The 16,472-nt window shown below is 63.3% G+C and carries 15 protein-coding genes; all 15 read right to left on the bottom strand.

Translation table 11 applies throughout. From position 1 onward, the window contains the following. The 15 genes from fabF to C4N24_RS06780 all read right to left on the bottom strand — a co-directional run bounded on the left by fabF (position 1) and on the right by C4N24_RS06780 (position 16,247). The gene (gene fabF / locus C4N24_RS06850) at positions 1 to 1,239 is read right to left on the bottom strand and encodes a beta-ketoacyl-ACP synthase II (RefSeq protein ID WP_112090825.1); all 1,239 of its coding nucleotides are present in this window, start codon (positions 1,237 to 1,239) and stop codon (positions 1 to 3) included. A 12-nt stretch (positions 1,240 to 1,251) separates the two neighbouring features. Then, positions 1,252 to 2,001 carry a 3-oxoacyl-[acyl-carrier-protein] reductase gene (fabG, locus tag C4N24_RS06845; RefSeq protein ID WP_112090824.1) on the bottom strand — a complete coding sequence of 250 codons (750 nt, stop codon included), beginning with the start codon at positions 1,999 to 2,001 and terminating at the stop codon, positions 1,252 to 1,254. Beyond that, the gene (gene fabD / locus C4N24_RS06840; protein ID WP_112090823.1) at positions 1,998 to 2,930 is read right to left on the bottom strand and encodes an ACP S-malonyltransferase; all 933 of its coding nucleotides are present in this window, start codon (positions 2,928 to 2,930) and stop codon (positions 1,998 to 2,000) included. Before fabD ends, fabG begins: the two co-directional genes overlap by 4 nt. Beyond that, the gene (locus tag C4N24_RS06835; protein ID WP_112090822.1) at positions 2,927 to 3,994 is read right to left on the bottom strand and encodes an NAD(P)H-dependent flavin oxidoreductase; all 1,068 of its coding nucleotides are present in this window, start codon (positions 3,992 to 3,994) and stop codon (positions 2,927 to 2,929) included. Before C4N24_RS06835 ends, fabD begins: the two co-directional genes overlap by 4 nt. After that, positions 3,988 to 4,923: a DUF561 domain-containing protein gene (locus C4N24_RS06830; protein WP_112090821.1), complete on the bottom strand. Its 936-nt coding sequence runs from the start codon at positions 4,921 to 4,923 to the stop codon at positions 3,988 to 3,990. The genes C4N24_RS06835 and C4N24_RS06830 overlap by 7 nt, the downstream gene beginning before the upstream one ends. Positions 4,924 to 4,928: 5 nt before the next feature. Then, a complete protein-coding gene (locus C4N24_RS06825) occupies positions 4,929 to 5,879 on the bottom strand; it encodes a beta-ketoacyl-ACP synthase 3 (protein WP_112090820.1) in 951 nt (316 codons plus the stop codon). Then, positions 5,876 to 6,835, bottom strand: a complete 960-nt coding sequence (locus C4N24_RS06820; RefSeq protein WP_112090819.1) for an acetyl-CoA carboxylase carboxyltransferase subunit alpha — start codon at positions 6,833 to 6,835, stop codon at positions 5,876 to 5,878. Before C4N24_RS06820 ends, C4N24_RS06825 begins: the two co-directional genes overlap by 4 nt. A 14-nt stretch (positions 6,836 to 6,849) precedes the next feature. Next, positions 6,850 to 7,707: an acetyl-CoA carboxylase, carboxyltransferase subunit beta gene (gene accD / locus C4N24_RS06815; protein ID WP_112090818.1), complete on the bottom strand. Its 858-nt coding sequence runs from the start codon at positions 7,705 to 7,707 to the stop codon at positions 6,850 to 6,852. Positions 7,708 to 7,728: 21 nt separating this feature from the next. Further along, positions 7,729 to 7,956, bottom strand: a complete 228-nt coding sequence (gene acpP / locus C4N24_RS06810) for an acyl carrier protein (RefSeq protein WP_015537410.1) — start codon at positions 7,954 to 7,956, stop codon at positions 7,729 to 7,731. Between the two features lie 242 nt (positions 7,957 to 8,198). Continuing rightward, on the bottom strand, positions 8,199 to 9,677 hold the full coding sequence (locus C4N24_RS06805; RefSeq protein ID WP_112090817.1) for a UDP-N-acetylmuramoyl-L-alanyl-D-glutamate--2,6-diaminopimelate ligase: 1,479 nt from the start codon (positions 9,675 to 9,677) through the stop codon (positions 8,199 to 8,201). A 23-nt stretch (positions 9,678 to 9,700) separates the two neighbouring features. After that, on the bottom strand, positions 9,701 to 11,281 hold the full coding sequence (locus C4N24_RS06800; protein WP_112090816.1) for a cell division protein FtsQ/DivIB: 1,581 nt from the start codon (positions 11,279 to 11,281) through the stop codon (positions 9,701 to 9,703). Between the two features lie 34 nt (positions 11,282 to 11,315). Next, positions 11,316 to 12,443 carry an undecaprenyldiphospho-muramoylpentapeptide beta-N-acetylglucosaminyltransferase gene (gene murG, locus C4N24_RS06795; RefSeq protein WP_112090815.1) on the bottom strand — a complete coding sequence of 376 codons (1,128 nt, stop codon included), beginning with the start codon at positions 12,441 to 12,443 and terminating at the stop codon, positions 11,316 to 11,318. Between the two features lie 55 nt (positions 12,444 to 12,498). Beyond that, on the bottom strand, positions 12,499 to 13,812 hold the full coding sequence (locus C4N24_RS06790) for an FtsW/RodA/SpoVE family cell cycle protein (RefSeq protein ID WP_112090814.1): 1,314 nt from the start codon (positions 13,810 to 13,812) through the stop codon (positions 12,499 to 12,501). A 28-nt stretch (positions 13,813 to 13,840) separates the two neighbouring features. After that, the gene (locus C4N24_RS06785) at positions 13,841 to 14,836 is read right to left on the bottom strand and encodes a glycosyl transferase family 4 (protein ID WP_112090813.1); all 996 of its coding nucleotides are present in this window, start codon (positions 14,834 to 14,836) and stop codon (positions 13,841 to 13,843) included. A 28-nt stretch (positions 14,837 to 14,864) separates the two neighbouring features. Then, a complete protein-coding gene (locus C4N24_RS06780) occupies positions 14,865 to 16,247 on the bottom strand; it encodes a UDP-N-acetylmuramoyl-tripeptide--D-alanyl-D-alanine ligase (protein WP_112090812.1) in 1,383 nt (460 codons plus the stop codon). Positions 16,248 to 16,472: the final 225 nt, after the last annotated feature.

Genomic DNA, 16,472 nt, shown 5'->3' with positions numbered 1-16,472 from the left:
TCAGCCCTCCCATCTGCGCAGGGCGATGCAGGCGTTGTGACCGCCAAAGCCCAAGCTGTTGCTCAGTGCGTACTGCATCTCCTGCTGCCGCCCGGTGTTGGGCACATAATCCAGATCGCACTCCGGGTCGGGCTGGGCGTAGTGGATGGTGGGCGGGGCGAACTGATCCCGCAGCGCCAGCGCGGTGAACACGGCCTCAATGCCGCCCGCACCGCCCAGCAGATGACCGGTCATGCTCTTGGTGCTGACCACGGTCATCTCCTTTGCGTGTGCGCCGAACACGGCGTGAATGGCGGCAGTCTCGCAGGCATCGTTCATGTGGGTGCCGGTGCCGTGGGCGTTGATATGGTCCACCTGCTCCGGTGCAAGCCCAGCATCTGCCAAGGTCAGCTTCATGCAGTCGATGGCGCCCACGCCGCCGGGAGCCGGTGCGGTAAAGTGGTAGGCGTCGCAGTTGGCACCGTAGCCCACCACCTCGGCGTAGATGTGTGCGCCGCGCGCTTTTGCGTGTTCCAGCTCCTCCAGCACCAGCACACCGCTGCCCTCGCCCATGACAAAGCCGCCGCGGCGGGCATCAAAGGGCAGGCTGGCAGCGTCCGGGTCGGTGGCGGTGGAAAGCGCCTTCATGCTGGTAAAGCCGCCGATGCCCAAGGGGCTGATGCAGCTTTCCGCGCCGCCGCAGACCATCACCGGCTCGTAGCCGTCCCGGATGCGGTGGAAGGCGTCGCCCACGGCGTTGGTGCCGCCGGCGCAGGCCGTGACCGGGCAGGTGCACATCCCCTTCAGGCCGAAGCGGATAGCCACCTGTGCCGCTGCCATGTTGGCAATGGCCATGGGCACAAAGTAGGGGCTTACCTTCTCCATGCCCTTTTCCTCGCCGCGGGCGTGCTGCTCCTCAATGGTGGGCAGACCGCCGATGCCGCTGGACAGGATGACGCCGATGTTTTTGCCCTCGGCTTCCGTATCGATGCCGCTGTCTGCAATGGCTTCGGCGGCAGCGCCCAGTGCCAGCAGGGTGAAGCGCGCCATCTTGCGGACTTCCTTTTTGTCCACCACAGTCGCGGGGTCAAAATCCTTTACCTCACCGGCCAGTTTGCACTTGAAGTCGGTGGTATCGAACTGAGTGATGGGGCCGATGCCGCATTTACCGGCACGGGCTGCTGCCCAGCTGTCGGCCACATTGTTGCCCAGCGGGTTCACCGTGCCAAGTCCGGTGATCACAACTCTGCGTTTTTCCATAAGGGTTCTCCTTTACATTGCCATGCCGCCGTCCACACAGAGCACCTGCCCGGTGAGATAGCTGCTTTGTTCTGCGGCAAAAAACGCCACTGCCTGCGCCACATCCTCCGGCTGGCCTGCGCGGCCTGCGGGGATGCCCTGCGTCATGCCGGTGCGCACAGTCTCCGGCAGCACGGCAGTCATGTCGGTGTCGATAAAGCCGGGCGCTACCGCGTTCACGGTCACGTTCCGTGCGGCCAGCTCCCGGGCAAGGCTCTTGGTCAGGCCGATGAGCCCCGCCTTGCTGGCGGCGTAGTTGGTCTGCCCGGCGTTGCCGCGCAGCGCCACCACGCTGGAAAGGTTCACGATGCGGCCATAGCGCTGGCGCACCATGCGGCGGGCAGCTTCCTTGCAGCAGAGAAAGGCGCTTTTCAGGTTGGTGTCCAGCACCGCGTCAAAATCCTGCTCGGTCAGGCGCAAGATCAGGTTGTCCCGGGTGATGCCCGCGTTGTTCACCAGCACATCCACCCGGCCAAAGGCCTCGGCGGCGGCATCGAACAGCGCTTTGCAGCCCTCAGCGGTGGATACATCCGCCTGCACGGTCACCGCCTGCACGCCCTCGGCGCGGCAGAGCGCTGCCGTCTGCTCCGCAGGCTCTGCGCCGTGGCAGTAGTTCACCACCACATTGCAGCCCTGCTTTGCCAGTGCCACGCACACTGCGCGGCCAATGCCCCGGCTGCCGCCGGTAACGATGGCGGCGCGGGTCAGCTTTTCATCGCTCATTCTGCTTCCTTCCATGCGGTCAGCACCGCATCCAGCTGTTCCGGGGTCTCTACTGCGGTGCAGACCACCCCGGGCAGGGTCTTTTTCACAAAACCGCTCAGGGCGCTGCCGGGGCCGACTTCCAGAATGTGGTCCACGCCCAGCTCGCCCAGACGGCGCAGGGTATCTTCCATGTAGACGCTGCTCTGCACCTGCTTTACCAGCAGCTGCGGGATGCTGTCGGTCTCGGCCTTTTCATGCCCCAGACAGTTGAACAGCACCGGCGTCTCCATGGTGCCGAAGTTCTCGCCCGCAAAGCGCTGTGCCAGCGCATCCCCTGCGGGAGCCATCAGCTTTGTGTGGAAGGGGCCGCTGACCTTCAGCGGGATGCAGCGGCGGGCACCGGCTTCCTTTGCCAGCGCAGCGGCCTGCTCCACAGCGGCTTTCTCACCGCCGATGACCAGCTGCCCCGGGCAGTTGTAGTTGCAGATCTGCACACAGCCCGTCTCTGCAGCCTGTTCGCAGCAGGCAGACAGTTTTTCTCTGTCCAGCCCCAGCACGGCGGTCATGCCGCAGGCAAGGCCCTTTGCAGCTTCGGCCATGGCCTTGCCCCGGAAGGCGGTCAGCTCGATGGCCTGCTTTGCGGTGAACACCCCGGCTGCCTGCAGCGCGGAGTATTCGCCCAGCGAAAGCCCCGCCAGATAGGCGGGCTTTACACCCTTTTCCGCCAGCACGGCGGTCACACCGCAGGCAAAGGCCACCATGCAGGGCTGGGTGTATTCGGTCTGGTTCAAAACGCCGTCCGGGTCCTCAAAACAGACGCGGTGCAGGTCAAAATCCAGCGCTGCGCTGTCAAAGGCCGCCCGGAAGGCGGGAGATGCTTCGTAAAATTCCTTGCCCATGCCGGGGTGCTGCGCACCCTGACCGGCGTAAAGTACGGCAAGCTTCATAAGTTCTGCCTCCATTCGGTCACAAGTTCGTCCATCAGCTCGCGCACGGTGCGCATCCGGTCCAGCCTGCCCACGTTTTCGCCGCAGAAGAAGAGCCCTTCCTCCACGTTGCCCTTCACCGCCTCGATGAGGGCGTGGGTGATGCAGTAGGGCACGGCGACGGGGTCGCAGGTCTTGAGACACCGGGCGCAGTGCTTGGGCGGAAAGCGTTTGCCCTCGGCCAGCGCCTGCACCAGCGGGGTGTTCAGGGCGCGGCCGGGCATTCCCACCGGGCTGTGGATGATGCGCACATCCTCCGGCTTTGCCGCCAGCAACACGTCCTTGTAGGTCTGGGAGGCGTCGCACTCGTAGGTAGGGATAAAGCGAGTGGCAAGCTGTACGCCCGCAGCGCCAAGCTTTGTAAAGTGTGCCATGTCGGCACCGGTGTACACGCCGCCCGCTACGAATACCGGGATGGCGTGGCCGTATTGTTCCTCGTAAGGCTTTACCTCGGCCAGCACCCCGGGCAGAATTTCGTCCAAGGTCTGGCAGCGGTCAGCCAGCAGGTCCTCCTCGGCAAAGCCGAGATGCCCGCCCGCCTTGCAGCCCTCGATGACCACAAAATCGGCGGTGCGGTCAAAGCCCTTTGCCCAGCGGCGCAGGATGAGCTTTGCCGCCCGGGCGCTGGATACGATGGGCGCAATGGCCACCTCTTTGGTGCCCACGATGCCCGGCAGCTCCAGCGGCAGACCCGCACCGGAGACCACGGCATCCACCCCCGCCGCCACAGCGGTGCGGATGGCGTCGGCATAGTCCCGGGTGGCTACCATGGCGTTGATGGCCACCAGACCCATGCCCCCGGCGATGGCCTTTGCTTTTTGGATCTCTGCGGTCAGGGCGCGGTGGTTGGCAGCCGCCGGGTCACGGGCAAAATCCGGCTCGCGGTAGCCTGCATCGGCGGTGGAGATGCACCCCATGCCGCCGCAGGCCGCTACCGCACCGGCCAGCCCACCCAGCGAGACGCCCACGCCCATGCCGCCCTGCAAAATGGGTACTTGCAGGGGCTTGCCGCCAAGGGTCAGCATTCGGTGTTCAGCGCGGCGATGCGCTGCCTCCCGCCCTGCCACAGGTCGGCAAGGATGTCCGCCACGGGGCGCACCTCGTGCAGCATTCCGGCCACCTGACCGGCCATCAGGCTGCCGCTTACCGTGTCGCCCTCAAAGACGGCGCGGCGCAGGCTGCCCAGCGTGTATTTTTCCAGCTCCATCTTGTCCGCGCCCGCCTTTTCCTGACGGACATACTCCCGGCTCATGCGGTTTTTCAGCACCCGCACCGGTGCACCCACAGTGCGCCCGGTGACGATGGTGTCACTGTCCCCGGCTTTGAGCAGCGCGGCCTTGTAGTTGGGGTGGATGGGGCACTCCTCGCTTGCCAGCAGGCAGGTGCCCACCTGCACCCCGCAAGCGCCCAGCGCCAGCGCAGCCGCCAGCTGACGGCCATCGGCAATGCCGCCTGCGGCAATGACCGGCACGCTGACTGCGTCCACCACCTGCGGCACCAGTGCCATGGTGGTCATCTCGCCCACATGGCCGCCGCTCTCGGTGCCCTCGGCAATGATAGCATCGATGCCCAGCGGCTCCAGATGCCGTGCCAGCACGGCAGCAGCCACCACCGGGATCACCTTGATGCCGGCAGCTTTCCACATGGGAACGTATTTTCCCGGGTTGCCTGCGCCGGTAGTGACCACGGCGACCTTTTCCTCCACCACGATTTGGGCAAACTCATCTGCCTGCGGGTGCATGAGCATGATGTTTACGCCAAAGGGCTTGTCGGTCAGCTCCCGGCAGCGGCGGATGTTCTGGCGCAGGGTATCGGCATTCATGCCGCCCGCACCGATGATGCCCAGTGCACCGGCGTTGGAACAGGCGGCGGCAAACTCGCCGGTGGCAATGTTTGCCATGCCGCCCTGAATGATGGGGTATTTCGTCCCCAAGATCTCGTTTAAAAGTTTCATGGTCTTTATCCTTTATATTCCACGATCATGCCGCCCCAGGTCAGGCCGCCGCCGAAGCCAATGCAGGCAAGGGTCTGGCCGGGGTGCAGCTGGCCGCTTTCAGCCAGCTCGTTCAGCGCCACCGGGATGCTGGCAGCACTGGTATTGCCGTGGCGATCCATGTTTTTGTAGAACTTTGCACCGTCGGCGTGCAGCGCCTTGACGCAGTGGTCGATGATGCGGCTGTTGGCCTGATGGCAGACCACCCAGTCCAGCCCGTCCAGCGTAAGACCGGTCTCGTCCAGCACGGTGTGCAGGCACTTGGGCAGGGCATCCACCGCAAAGCGGAACACCGCCCTGCCGTCCATGCTGATGGGTGCCGAGCCTGCACGGCTGGGGCCGCCGGCATGGATGGCGGCATCGCCCCGAGCCCCCAGCGTGATGGCAAAGGGCGCGGCGGTGTCGGTCAGTTCAAACACCGCCGCACCGGCACCATCGCCGAACAGCACGCAGGTGGAACGGTCGGCGGGGTCCATCAGGCGGGAGAGCGCCTCTGTGCCGATGACCAGCGCGTACTGCCCGCCCAGCGTAGCCAGCAGACCGCGCGCCACCGCCGTGCCGTACAAAAAGCCGGAGCAGGCGGCGTTCACATCCAGTGCGGGGCGGTTTTCCGGCAGTGCCAGCGCCGCCTGCACCTGACAGGCCACGCTTGGGGTGGCATCCGGCGCGGAAAGGGTGGCGCAGACGCAGCAGGCAATGTCTGCCGGGGCAAGACCGCTGCGCTGCAGCGCCTGCTTTGCGGCGGCAATGGCCAGTGTGGCGGCATTTTCGCCCTCGGTGCAGTAGTGCCGGGTGCGGATGCCGGTGCGGGTGGTGATCCACTCGTCGCTGGTATCCACGGTGCGGCTCAGCTCTTCGTTGGTGACCGTGCGGCCGGGCAAAGCCCCGCCGGTGGCGATCAGACGCAAACCCTTCATGCTTTCCTCATTTCTCCGATCTGACGGAATTTCTGGTAGCGCTGCTCGGCCAGCTGACGGCCGTTCATGCGGTCAAGGCTGCGCAGCTGACGCCGCAGTGCCTCGTCCAGATTGCCGAACAGTACCCCGTGGGCACGCTGTGCGCCGCCCACCGGCTCCGGGATGATCTCTTCCACGATGCCGTCCTTGTACAGATCCTGCGCGGTCAGCTTCATGATCTCGCAGGCTTCGCCGCTGCGGGAGGAATCCTTCCACAGGATGCTGGCAAAGCCCTCGGGGCTCAGCACCGAGTAAACGGCGTTTTCCAGCATCAGGATGCGGTTTGCCACACCCAGCGCCAGTGCGCCGCCGGAGGAGCCCTCGCCGGTGACCACTGCGATCACCGGCACGGTCAGGCCGCTCATCTCCATCAGGTTGCGGGCAATGGCTTCGCCCTGTCCGCGCTCCTCGGCATCCTTGCCGGGGTACGCACCCGGGGTGTCGATAAAGGTGATGATGGGACGGTCAAATTTTTCGGCCTGCTTCATCAGGCGCAGGGCCTTGCGGTAGCCCTCCGGCCCGGGCATACCAAAGTTGCAGCGCAGGTTTTCTTCCAGCGTGCTGCCCTTGCGGTGGCCGATGACCGTGACCGGCTGGCCATGGAACAGTGCCACACCGCCCAGAATGGCGGCATCTTCCTTGCACTGGCGGTCGCCGCACTGCTCAAAGAAGTCGGTGAACAGTGCATCCACGATCTCGTCGATGTGGGGGCGCTCCGGGTGGCGTGCCAAAAAGACCCTGTCCTCTGCAGTCAGCGCCCCGCAGCCGGACAGCAAAGCGTCCTCCTGTGCGGAAAGCTCTGCCAGCTCGGCAGCGTGGTTGGTGATATCGGTCATATTCTCGTCCGCCGGGTCGCCGCGCAAGGCGGCGATCTTTTCATCCAGCGGTGCGAGCTGTTGTAAGATGTCCTTGATCATAAGGCGCTCCCTCCTCAGGCGTGCAGACGCAGCAGCTGCGCCAGTGTTTCGCGCATTTCGGTACGGGGCACTACCTTGTCCACAAAGCCGTGCTCGTACTGGAACTCGCTGCGCTGGAAGCCTGCGGGCAGCTTTTCGCCGATGGTCTGTTCAATGACCCGGGGGCCCGCAAAGCCGATCAGCGCCCCGGGCTCGGCCAGCATGATGTCGCCAAGGCTGGCAAAGCTGGCAGTCACACCGCCGGTGGTGGGGTGGGTCAGCACGCTGATGTACAGCCCGCCCCGGGCGGAGAACCGCTCGATGGCGGCAGAGGTCTTTGCCATCTGCATCAGGCTGAAAATGCCCTCCTGCATCCGGGCGCCGCCGCTGGCCGAAAAGATGATCAGCGGCAGGTGCTTTGCGGTGGCGTGCTCCACGGCGCGGGTGATCTTTTCGCCCACAGTGGTGCTCATGCTGCCCATAAAGAACCGGCTGTCCAGCACCGCAGCCACCACCGGGGTGCCCTCGATGCGCCCCGTGGCGGTGATGACAGCTTCCTTCAAGCCGGTCTTGCCTGTCTGTGCTTCCAGCTTTTCCGGGTAGCCGGGAAACTGCAGCACATCCTGCGGGGCAAGGTCGGCATCCAATTCCCGGAAGCTGCCCTTGTCCAAAATCAGGTTCAGGCGGTAGTACCCGCCGATGGGCAGGTGCACCCCGCAGTTGGGGCAAACGTACTGCGCCTTGTTCCAGATCTGGCGGGTGGCGCGGCGTCCGCACTTTTTGCATTCCACGAACTGCGGGTCGTTCCACACGGCACCCGCATCCCGCCGGGCTTTCAGCTGGAAGGTGCGCTCCCGCATACTGCCCGGCAGCAGGTCTTTGATACTGTTCATCGCGTTTCGCCTCGGTCAGCCTCAGACATGGGCATTGATGTAGTTGAAGATATCGCCCACGGTCTTGAGGTTTGCCAGCTCCTCATCGGGGATGGACACGCCGCAGGCCTCTTCCAGTGCCATGTTCAGCTCCACAGCGTCCAGGCTGTCGGCCTCCAGATCCTCGGTCAGGCTGGCCTCCATGGTCACCTTGTCCTCATCGCAGCTCAGGGTATCGACAACGATCTTCTTCATTTCCTCGAAAGTCATGGTAGTATTCTCCTTTATGTTGTATGATTGTATTGATTATTTACCTAAAATTTGTGAGGTATCGAACACGACCATTATAGCTAATTCGTCGGATAAGTCAATGGATTTAGTTAAATATTTTTATCTTTTACACTTTTGTCACAGTTTGCTTCCTTTTTATATAGCCCCCTGCACAGGGCGCAAAAAAGCCGCTGCACAGTGCTTTGTGCAGCGGCTTTTCCCGCAATAATATTATTATTTTCTTATTCCAGCCCGATCTGCTGGGCGTATTCCTCCAGCAGCTCCCGCTCAAGGAAGGGGGTCTTGACGCCCTCGCGGTCGCGGTAGGTCTCGTGACCCTTGCCGATGACGGCGATCAGATCGCCCTCCTGTGCGTGATCCACTGCGTAGTGCAGCGCGTCCAGACGGTCGGGAATCTCCACGAACTTTGCGTCCGGGTTGCCCTTGTTCATGCCCTCGCGGATATCCGCGATGATGTCCTCCACCTTTTCAAAGCGGTTGTTGTCCTCGGTGAGGATGGAGAAATCGGCCATCTTGGCGCAGATCTCGCCCATGCCGTAGCGGCGCAGCTTGGAGCGGTTGCCGCCGCAGCCGAACACCACCACCAGACGGTGGGGCTTGTAGGCGCGCAGGGTGGTAAGCAGGCTCTCGGTGGATACCTCGTTGTGGGCGTAATCCAGCAGGATGGTGAACTTTTTGCTGATGGGCACCAGCTCCACACGTCCCTTCACCACGCACTTGCCCAGACCATCGTGGATGGCGGCATCCGGCAGACCCAGCACCTTGCCCACGGCCAGCGCAGCCAGCGCGTTGTACACGCTGAACTCGCCGGGCATATTCACCTTGACGTCCATCTCGTCCTTGCCGGTAACGTGGAAGGCAACGCCCAGAAAATCGTGGGTGCGCAGCAGCTCGTATCCGGTCTCGCGGTAGTCGGCCTTTTCATCGCGGCCATAGGTGACCAATTTGCAGGTATGACCCTCCAGCAGGGCGGCGGTGTTCTCGTCATCGATATTCACCACGCCCACATCGCAGCGCTTGAACAGCTGTCCCTTCCAGCTGCGGTACTCCTCAAAGGTCTTGTGCTCGCCGGGGCCGATATGATCCGGCGAAAGGTTGGTGAACACGCCCACATCGTAGTGCACGCCCGCCACACGGTCCATCATCAGACCCTGACTGGACACTTCCATCAGTGCGGTGTCGCAGCCGGCATCCAGAAACTCCCGGAAGGTCTTTTGCAGCTCGTAGCTTTCCGGGGTGGTGTTGGCGGTGTCCTTGTGGCGTCCCATATAGTAGATGCCGTTGGTGCCGATCATGCCTACCTTGCGGCCTGCGGCCTCCAGCACGCTTTTGATCATGTGGGTGGTGGTGGTCTTACCCTTGGTGCCGGTGACGCCGATCATGGTCATCTGACGGGCAGGGTTTCCAAAGAGGTTGGCGCTCATCAGTGCCATGGCATAGCGGCTATTCTCCACCTTGACCACGGTCACCCCGGGCATGGCAGAAAGGTCGATGTCGTGCTGGATGACCAGCGCGCTGACCCCCTTGGCGGTGCAGTCGGCAGCAAACGCGTGGCTGTCCCGCTGGGTGCCCACGATGCACACGAACAAACGCCCCGGGGCAGCCTTGCGGCTGTCGTAGATGATATCTGCGATCTCAGTATCCAGACTGCCCTGCACAAGGGTAAAGGGCACGCCTTCCATCAGTTGTTCCAGCTTCATACAGTCTCCTCCAAAAAGCTTCTTTACATGGGGTTTTCTTCTTCGTTGGCCGTCATGCGGTCAGGGTGGGTCAGAGGCAGCTGCTCGGTGTCCGCTTCAGCCGCCGGTTCGGCGGTATCCGTGGGCTCTACACCCTCGGTGCTGTCCGTGCTGTCGGCGGCGTCCTCTGCCGGGGCGGGTTCCTCAACCTTGGGCGGCACCACATAGCCGGAGGGCAGCGTAGGCTCGCCCTGTGCAAAATAGATCTTGCGGGTGCTGCTGGCGCTGGTATGGCTGAAATCCAGCCGCCCGGTGTCGGTGGGGCCGCAGCCCTTGCCATCGGCGTTGGTCAGCACATAGCGGGCGCGGTCCAGCTTATAATCCAGATCGTTCAGCGTACCCAACAGCACGCTGATGCGGTCCTGATACAAAAATGCGATCTGTTCGGTGTCTGCCACTTCCAGCCGTGTCACATCCTGCGACAGGCCGTATTCTTCCAGCTTGCTCACCAAGGTGCTCAGAGCTTCCATGCGGGCATCCCCTGTGTCTGCCGTGCTTTCGCTCCCGGCTGCTTCCGACCCGGAGACGCTTGCTGCGTCCGCATCCTCCACAAGGCAGAACGCCTGTCCCGGGGCGGTATCCTGCAGCTTACCGCCGTACAGGGTGCAAAGCCCCTCGGGCTGGGTGCTTTCCTCGGACAGGATCTTCCATTTGTCCGAGATCACAAGCCACTTGCTGCCGTTTTGCACCGCGTAGGCGGGCACGGCTTCGGTCACCTGCACCACCACGGTGTTGGGGTAATCCCGGATCACCTTGATGGAGCCCAGCAGCGGGAAATTCTGCTCCAGCACAGCGGCCTTTTCGCCGGGCTCAAAGCTGAAAATGTTCTCTTCCAGCTGCACGCCCATCCGCTGCAAAATGCTGTCTGCGGAATAGCCCGCGATCTCGGTCACCTGCTTGCCGTCCGGGGTCTGCACCTGAATGGAATTGATGCGGAACAGCATGGTCATGGTCAGGTAGATGCCCGCGCCAATGACGCACAGCAGCATGGCAAAGGCGGTCAGGCGGCGCAGTATCCGGCGGCGGCGCAGGGTGGCGCGGGTCACCTTGCGCGTTTTGCGCTTTTCCCGACGGGCAGGGCTTTGCTGCGGGGCAGTCTGCGCCGGGCGCAGGCGCTGACCGTTGCCCGCCGGGTGCTGCCGGTTCGGGCGGTTTTGCGCGTTCTGGTTTTTCCGGCTGCTCTGCCCGCTGCGGGCATTGTTTGCCGGGCGGCGCTGTTTGCCGCCGGACTTCGCGTTTTTTGGTCTGCTGCCCGCCGGGCGGCTGCCGGCGGGGTACTGGGTGGTATTGCTCCCCTGCCCTTGCGCCGGACGGCGGGTCTGGGACTGGGGCTGGGTTGGGAACTGAATGCTGTTATCCGCCCGGGAGGAGCGCACACTGCCGTTGGCACTGCGGGAGGGCGGGCGGCTGAGCGGCTCGCCGTTGTAGCCGTAGCGGCTGCTGCCGGTGCTCCGGGGCGCATTATGATCCTGCGAAGGCGCAGAGGTGCGCGCCACATCCCGGTTCAGGTCATAGGGTCTGGTGTTCCGGGGTCTGCCGTTGCGGTCACGGTTCTGCTGCATCATTCGCACCTTCCTTCTTGTTTATTCCGGGTCTGCATCACGGGGTCTTTACCAGCTTGAGCAGCGCCGCAGTGATGCGGTCCAGACTGTCATCCACCGACAGGCTGCGGGCGTTTTTGCCCATTTCAGCCAGCTTGCCGGGCTGTGCCAGCATTTCGGCCACCGTCTGCACCAGCTTTTCGCCGGTCAGGTCTTTTTCCTCAATGACCATGGCCGCCCCTGCCTTTTGCAGCTCCATGGCGTTGTAGTACTGGTGGTTTTCGGCCACATTGGGGCTGGGGATCAGCACAGCGGCGCGTCCCACGGCTTCCAGCTCTGCCAGCGTCAGCGCACCGGCGCGGCTGATGACGAGATCTGCCGCAGCCAGCAGTTCCGGCATATTGTTGATGTATTCCTTTACCACAAGGCTGTCGCCGGGGGCAAAGCCCTTCTGCTTTTGCAGCTGCTCAAACAGCTGCACCCCGTACTGCCCGGTGGCGTGCAGATGCAGCACCGGCTTGTGCTCGTGCTGCTCCCATGCGCACAGGTCTGCCACCACCTCGTTGACCCGGCGTGCGCCCAAGCTGCCGCCAAAGGACAGGATGACGGTGCGGTCGCCCGCGCCCAGCTGTGCGCGGATGGCTTCGCGGTTCGCGGCCTGTGCAAACACTTCCGGCCGCACGGGGTTGCCCACCACAAGGGTCTTGTCCGGTGCGCCCAGCTTTTCCACAGCGGCAGGCACGGCGGCAAACACGATATCCACATCCGGAGCCAGCAGCTTGTTGGTCACACCGGGAAAGGCGTTCTGCTCGTGCAGGGCGGTGTGGATGCCCATTTTGGCGGCGCAGCGCACCACCGGCCCGGACACATAGCCGCCGCAGCCGATGACGAGATCCGGCTTTACCTCTTTCATCATGGCCTTGGCCTTAGGGCCGGAGAGGGCCAGATTCCACAGGGTGATGATGTTGCGCTTGATGTTGTGCAGGCTGAGCTTGCGCTGGAAGCCGGTGATCTCAATGTGGTGGAAGGGGTAGCCCGCCTGTGTGACCAGACGGTACTCCATGCCCTCCTTACGGCCTGCAAAGTGGATCTCGGCGGTAGGGTCAGCCTTTTTCAGAGCACCGGCAATGGCCAGTGCGGGGTTGATATGTCCGGCAGTGCCGCCGGCTGCAATGAGAACACGCATGGTGATTCCTCCTTATAAACGCCCGGCCTGCGGCCGGGCGGGCTTGCGGTTTGTTTTACTGTTCTGTGCGGGCTGCGCGGGCAGAAGCCAGATCAATGGTCTTGCGGGCAAGTTCCGCTTCCCGCTCAGCGCGGGCGGCTTCCCGCTGGGCACGCATCTGCTCCCGCTGCTGCGCCACCCGCTCGCCGTTGCGGCCTATGTTCACCATCACGCCCATCTCTGCCAGCAGCAAAATCAGGCTGGTGCCGCCGGAGGAGAAGAAGGGCAGGCTGATGCCGGTATTGGGCAGGGTGTTGGTGACCACGGCGATGTTGCAGAACACCTGCCACGCGATCTGTGCCATGATGCCGATGCCCACCATGGTGCAGTACAGGTTCTCCGCCTTATAGGCGATGAGCAGCCCCTGCACGATGAACAGCACGAACAGCACGATGATGAGCACTGCGCCGATGAAGCCCAGCTCCTCACACACCACGCTGAAGATGAAGTCGTTGGTGCTTTCCGGTAGCCAGAGCTGCTTTTCCACACTGTTGCCCAGCCCCAGTCCCTTCAACCCGCCGGAGCCGATGGCGTAAAGGCTCTGCACGGTCTGGTCGGTCATCTTGCTCAGATCCTGCGTCCAGCCGTCCAGACGCTTTTGCAGGTAAGGGATGGAGTCCACATGAGAGAGCAGCGTTTCCAGCAGGGCACCCGCCGTAACGGCACCCGCCCATGTCAGCACACCGCCGCTGCCGGACAGCAGCAGGATGGTGCCCACCACCGCCACCGTCAGCACGATGCCGGACATATGCGGCTCCAGCGCCAGCAGGATGACCACCGGCACAAGGGGCAGCACCGGCACCACCAGCTGCTTCCACACCCGCACCCGCAGCCACTCCCGGGGGGTAAGCAGGATGCGGCGCTCCGGGTCCAGCCGCTCCACCTGCGGCGCTTTGGCCGCAAGATGGGAACTGAACAGGATCATCTCAAACTTTGCTACCTCCGAGGATTGCAGTGTAAGCCCGCCGAAGCGGATCCAGCGGCGGCAGCCGTTCAGAGGAGCCATGGTCAGGGTGACGGCCAGCATGGCCAGCACGATGATGTACCCCGGCACCACCATCTTGCGCAGAAAACGGTGGTCCACATAGCTCATAAGGAATATACAGCCCAGCCCGAGCATCATACACAGCGCCTGCTGTTTGATGTAGTGGAAGCTGTCGCCCATGCGCAGGTAACCAGTGGTATAGCTGGCGCTGAACAGCATCACCAGCCCAAAGATCATAATAACAGCCAGCGTAGCCAGCCAGTCGATCAGCAACCGGGACCACGGGCCCGGGTCTCGCTGGAACACCGACACCGGCGCTCTGTGTTTTTTGCGGATAGTCGCCATCTGCGCTCCCTTCCCTCTCTGTGCCCGGTCAGCACCAGCGCAGCAGCGCCAGCGCCAGCACATAGCCGACAGCGCTCAGCGCAAAGCTGCACAGAAACACCGTCTCCGGGCTCATTTTATGCTTTTTTACCCAGCAGCGCAAGGGCTTGCCGGTGCGCTTTGCACACAGCAGCTGCGCTGCCAAAAGACCGCCCGCCGCCCAGAAGGGCAGCGCCAGCGGCACAGTCAGGCTGGTCATGTCCAGACTGAGCGGGATGCAGCCGATGGCACCCGCTGCCAGCAGACTGCCGCAGCAGCCCACCCCCAGCCTTGCCGGAGGGAACGCCCACAGCCCCAGTGCTACCAGTGCCCCTGCCAGCGCCCCGGGCAGCACCGCCAGCCCGGAAACGCCCAGACCGGCTTCTACCATCATCAACGCCAGCATGGCCACAAAGGCTGCACCGCACACCGCGCCCTCGTCCCGCTCGGCTACGCGGGCACACTCGGCCAGTGTTACCATCAGCACCGCCCACAAAAAGGGCACGGCGCTGCCCAGCAGCACATACCCCGCCCCGGGCACGCCCAGCCCCCGGGGCAGACAGCCCGCTGCCCGCAGCAGCAAAAGGACAAAGGCCGCAGCCAGTGCTTCCAGCAAAAGCCGCAGGTCCCGCCGCAGGCCCAGCGCCGCCGGGCTGCGCATCCGGGCAACATCTTCTGCAAGACCCACTGCCCCAAAGGCAAGGCTTCCGGCCAGTGCCGTGAGCAGCCGTGTCATCAACCGGCCCTCGCTGCCCAGCAGCTCCGGCTGGCCTACGCAGGCAGCAAGCCAGCCCACGCCCACCGCAGCCACCGTGCCCGCCGCAGCACACAGCCCGCCCCACAGCGGGGCGCGCAGGGGTGCAGGCCGGGGCTGCTCAGACTGTACCGGCTGCTGCTGTTGTTCGCGGCGTTCCAGCACCCGCCGCAGCGGCACAAACAGGCTGCACAAAGCTGCCGTAAGGGCAAAGCCCAGCACCACCGCCGCTGCCAAGGCGAAACGCTCCATAGATCAGACACTCCATTTCGCCAAATAGTTATACTTCCACTTCTTTATGCTCTGCGTAGAAGATGTCCAACACTTTTTCCAGTGCCATGCCGTGGCTGGCCTTTACCAGAACGGCATCGCCGGGCTGCACCCGGCTCAGCAGGGCATCGGCAGCCTCGCGGTAGCTGTCCGCGTGCAGGGTCTCTACCCCCTTGGCCGCAGCCACTACGGCGGTGCGCTTGGCCTGCTCGCCGTAGGTGATCAGGCAATACAGCCCGCTCTCGGCGGCAAGGCGTCCCAGCTCCTCGTGTGCTTCGCGGCTCAGATCGCCCAGCTCCAGCATATCGCCCAGCAGGGCAAAGCGGCGCTTGCAGGGGAAATCTTTAAACATCGCCAGCGCAGCCTTCATGCTGTCCGGGTTTGCGTTGTAGCAGTCCTCGATGACGGTCACGCCCTCGCTGTCCACCACCTTCTGGCGGCGTCCGGTCTGCTCAAAGTTGGAAAGGCCCCGGATGACCCTCTTGGCGTCACACCCCAGACGGGTAGCGGCGCAGTAGGCAGCCAAGGCGTTTGCCACATTATGGCGTCCCATGGCGGGGATATTCACCACAAAGGTGCCGTGCTCCTGATCCTCCAGCACAAAGCTCATGCCGTCAGTCTCCTGCCGGATGGACAGGGCGCAGACATCGGCGTTTTCATCGCTCAGACTGAACCACACCGGGCACACATGAGCGGGCAGCGCTGCCTTGCGCAGGAAGGGGTCGTCGTAGTTCAACACCAGCGGCGCACCCTCCGGCAGACCGTTGCAGATCTCCAGCTTTGCCTTGCAGATGTTCTCCTGACTGCCCAGATTGCCGATATGGGACACGCCGATGCAGGTAATGATGCCCACATCCGGGCGTGCCGCCCGCGCCAGACGGTCGATCTCGCCGGCGTGGCTCATGCCCATCTCGATGACCGCGTACTCGGTGCTGCTTTCCAGCCGCATCAGGGTGCGGGGCATTCCCAGCTCATTGTTCTGGTTGCCCTCGGTCTTGATGGTCTCGCCAAAGCCGCACAGAGCGGCGTAGGTCATCTGCTTGGTGGTGGTCTTGCCCACACTGCCGGTCACACCCACCATTTTGGGGTGGTACTGGCTGCGGTAGTTTGCGCCCATCACCATCATGGCGTGGTAGCTGTCCGGGCAAAGGATGGCCTTTTCTTCCGGCACACCGGGCACGGGATGGTTGACCACCACATACTCCGCGCCCTGCTCCAGCGCACGGGCGGCGAAATCATGTCCGTCGAACCGCTCGCCGGGGAAGGCCACAAAAATGCAGCCGGGTTTTACCTCGCGGCTGTCGGTGGTGACCAGTGCCACCTCCGGGTCACTGGTCAGTTTTCCGGCAGGCACCAGCCCTGCCAGAAGCTTGCTTGCATGAATCTTTTCCATTGTTCTATCCCCTCTCTATATTGATAAAAGTTCTCAATCCATACGATTGTTATCAACTGAATTTCTTGCTATTTTTAAGCGGGCTCGCCCTCTCCGTCACCTACGGTGACACCTCTCCCAAAGGGAGAGGCCTTGGCAAAAAGATGAAGTTTGCGTGGACTGCCAAGGGCTCCCACTTTGGGGGAGCTGGCGCGTAAGCGCCTGAGAGGGCGAGGCCGTTGCCCT

The sequence above is a fragment of the Faecalibacterium prausnitzii genome (genome assembly GCF_003287405.1).
In the GTDB taxonomy this organism is placed as follows: domain Bacteria; phylum Bacillota; class Clostridia; order Oscillospirales; family Ruminococcaceae; genus Faecalibacterium; species Faecalibacterium intestinale.
Note: the sequence above shows the minus strand (reverse complement) of the source record. Positions and strands in the feature narration are given on the sequence as shown.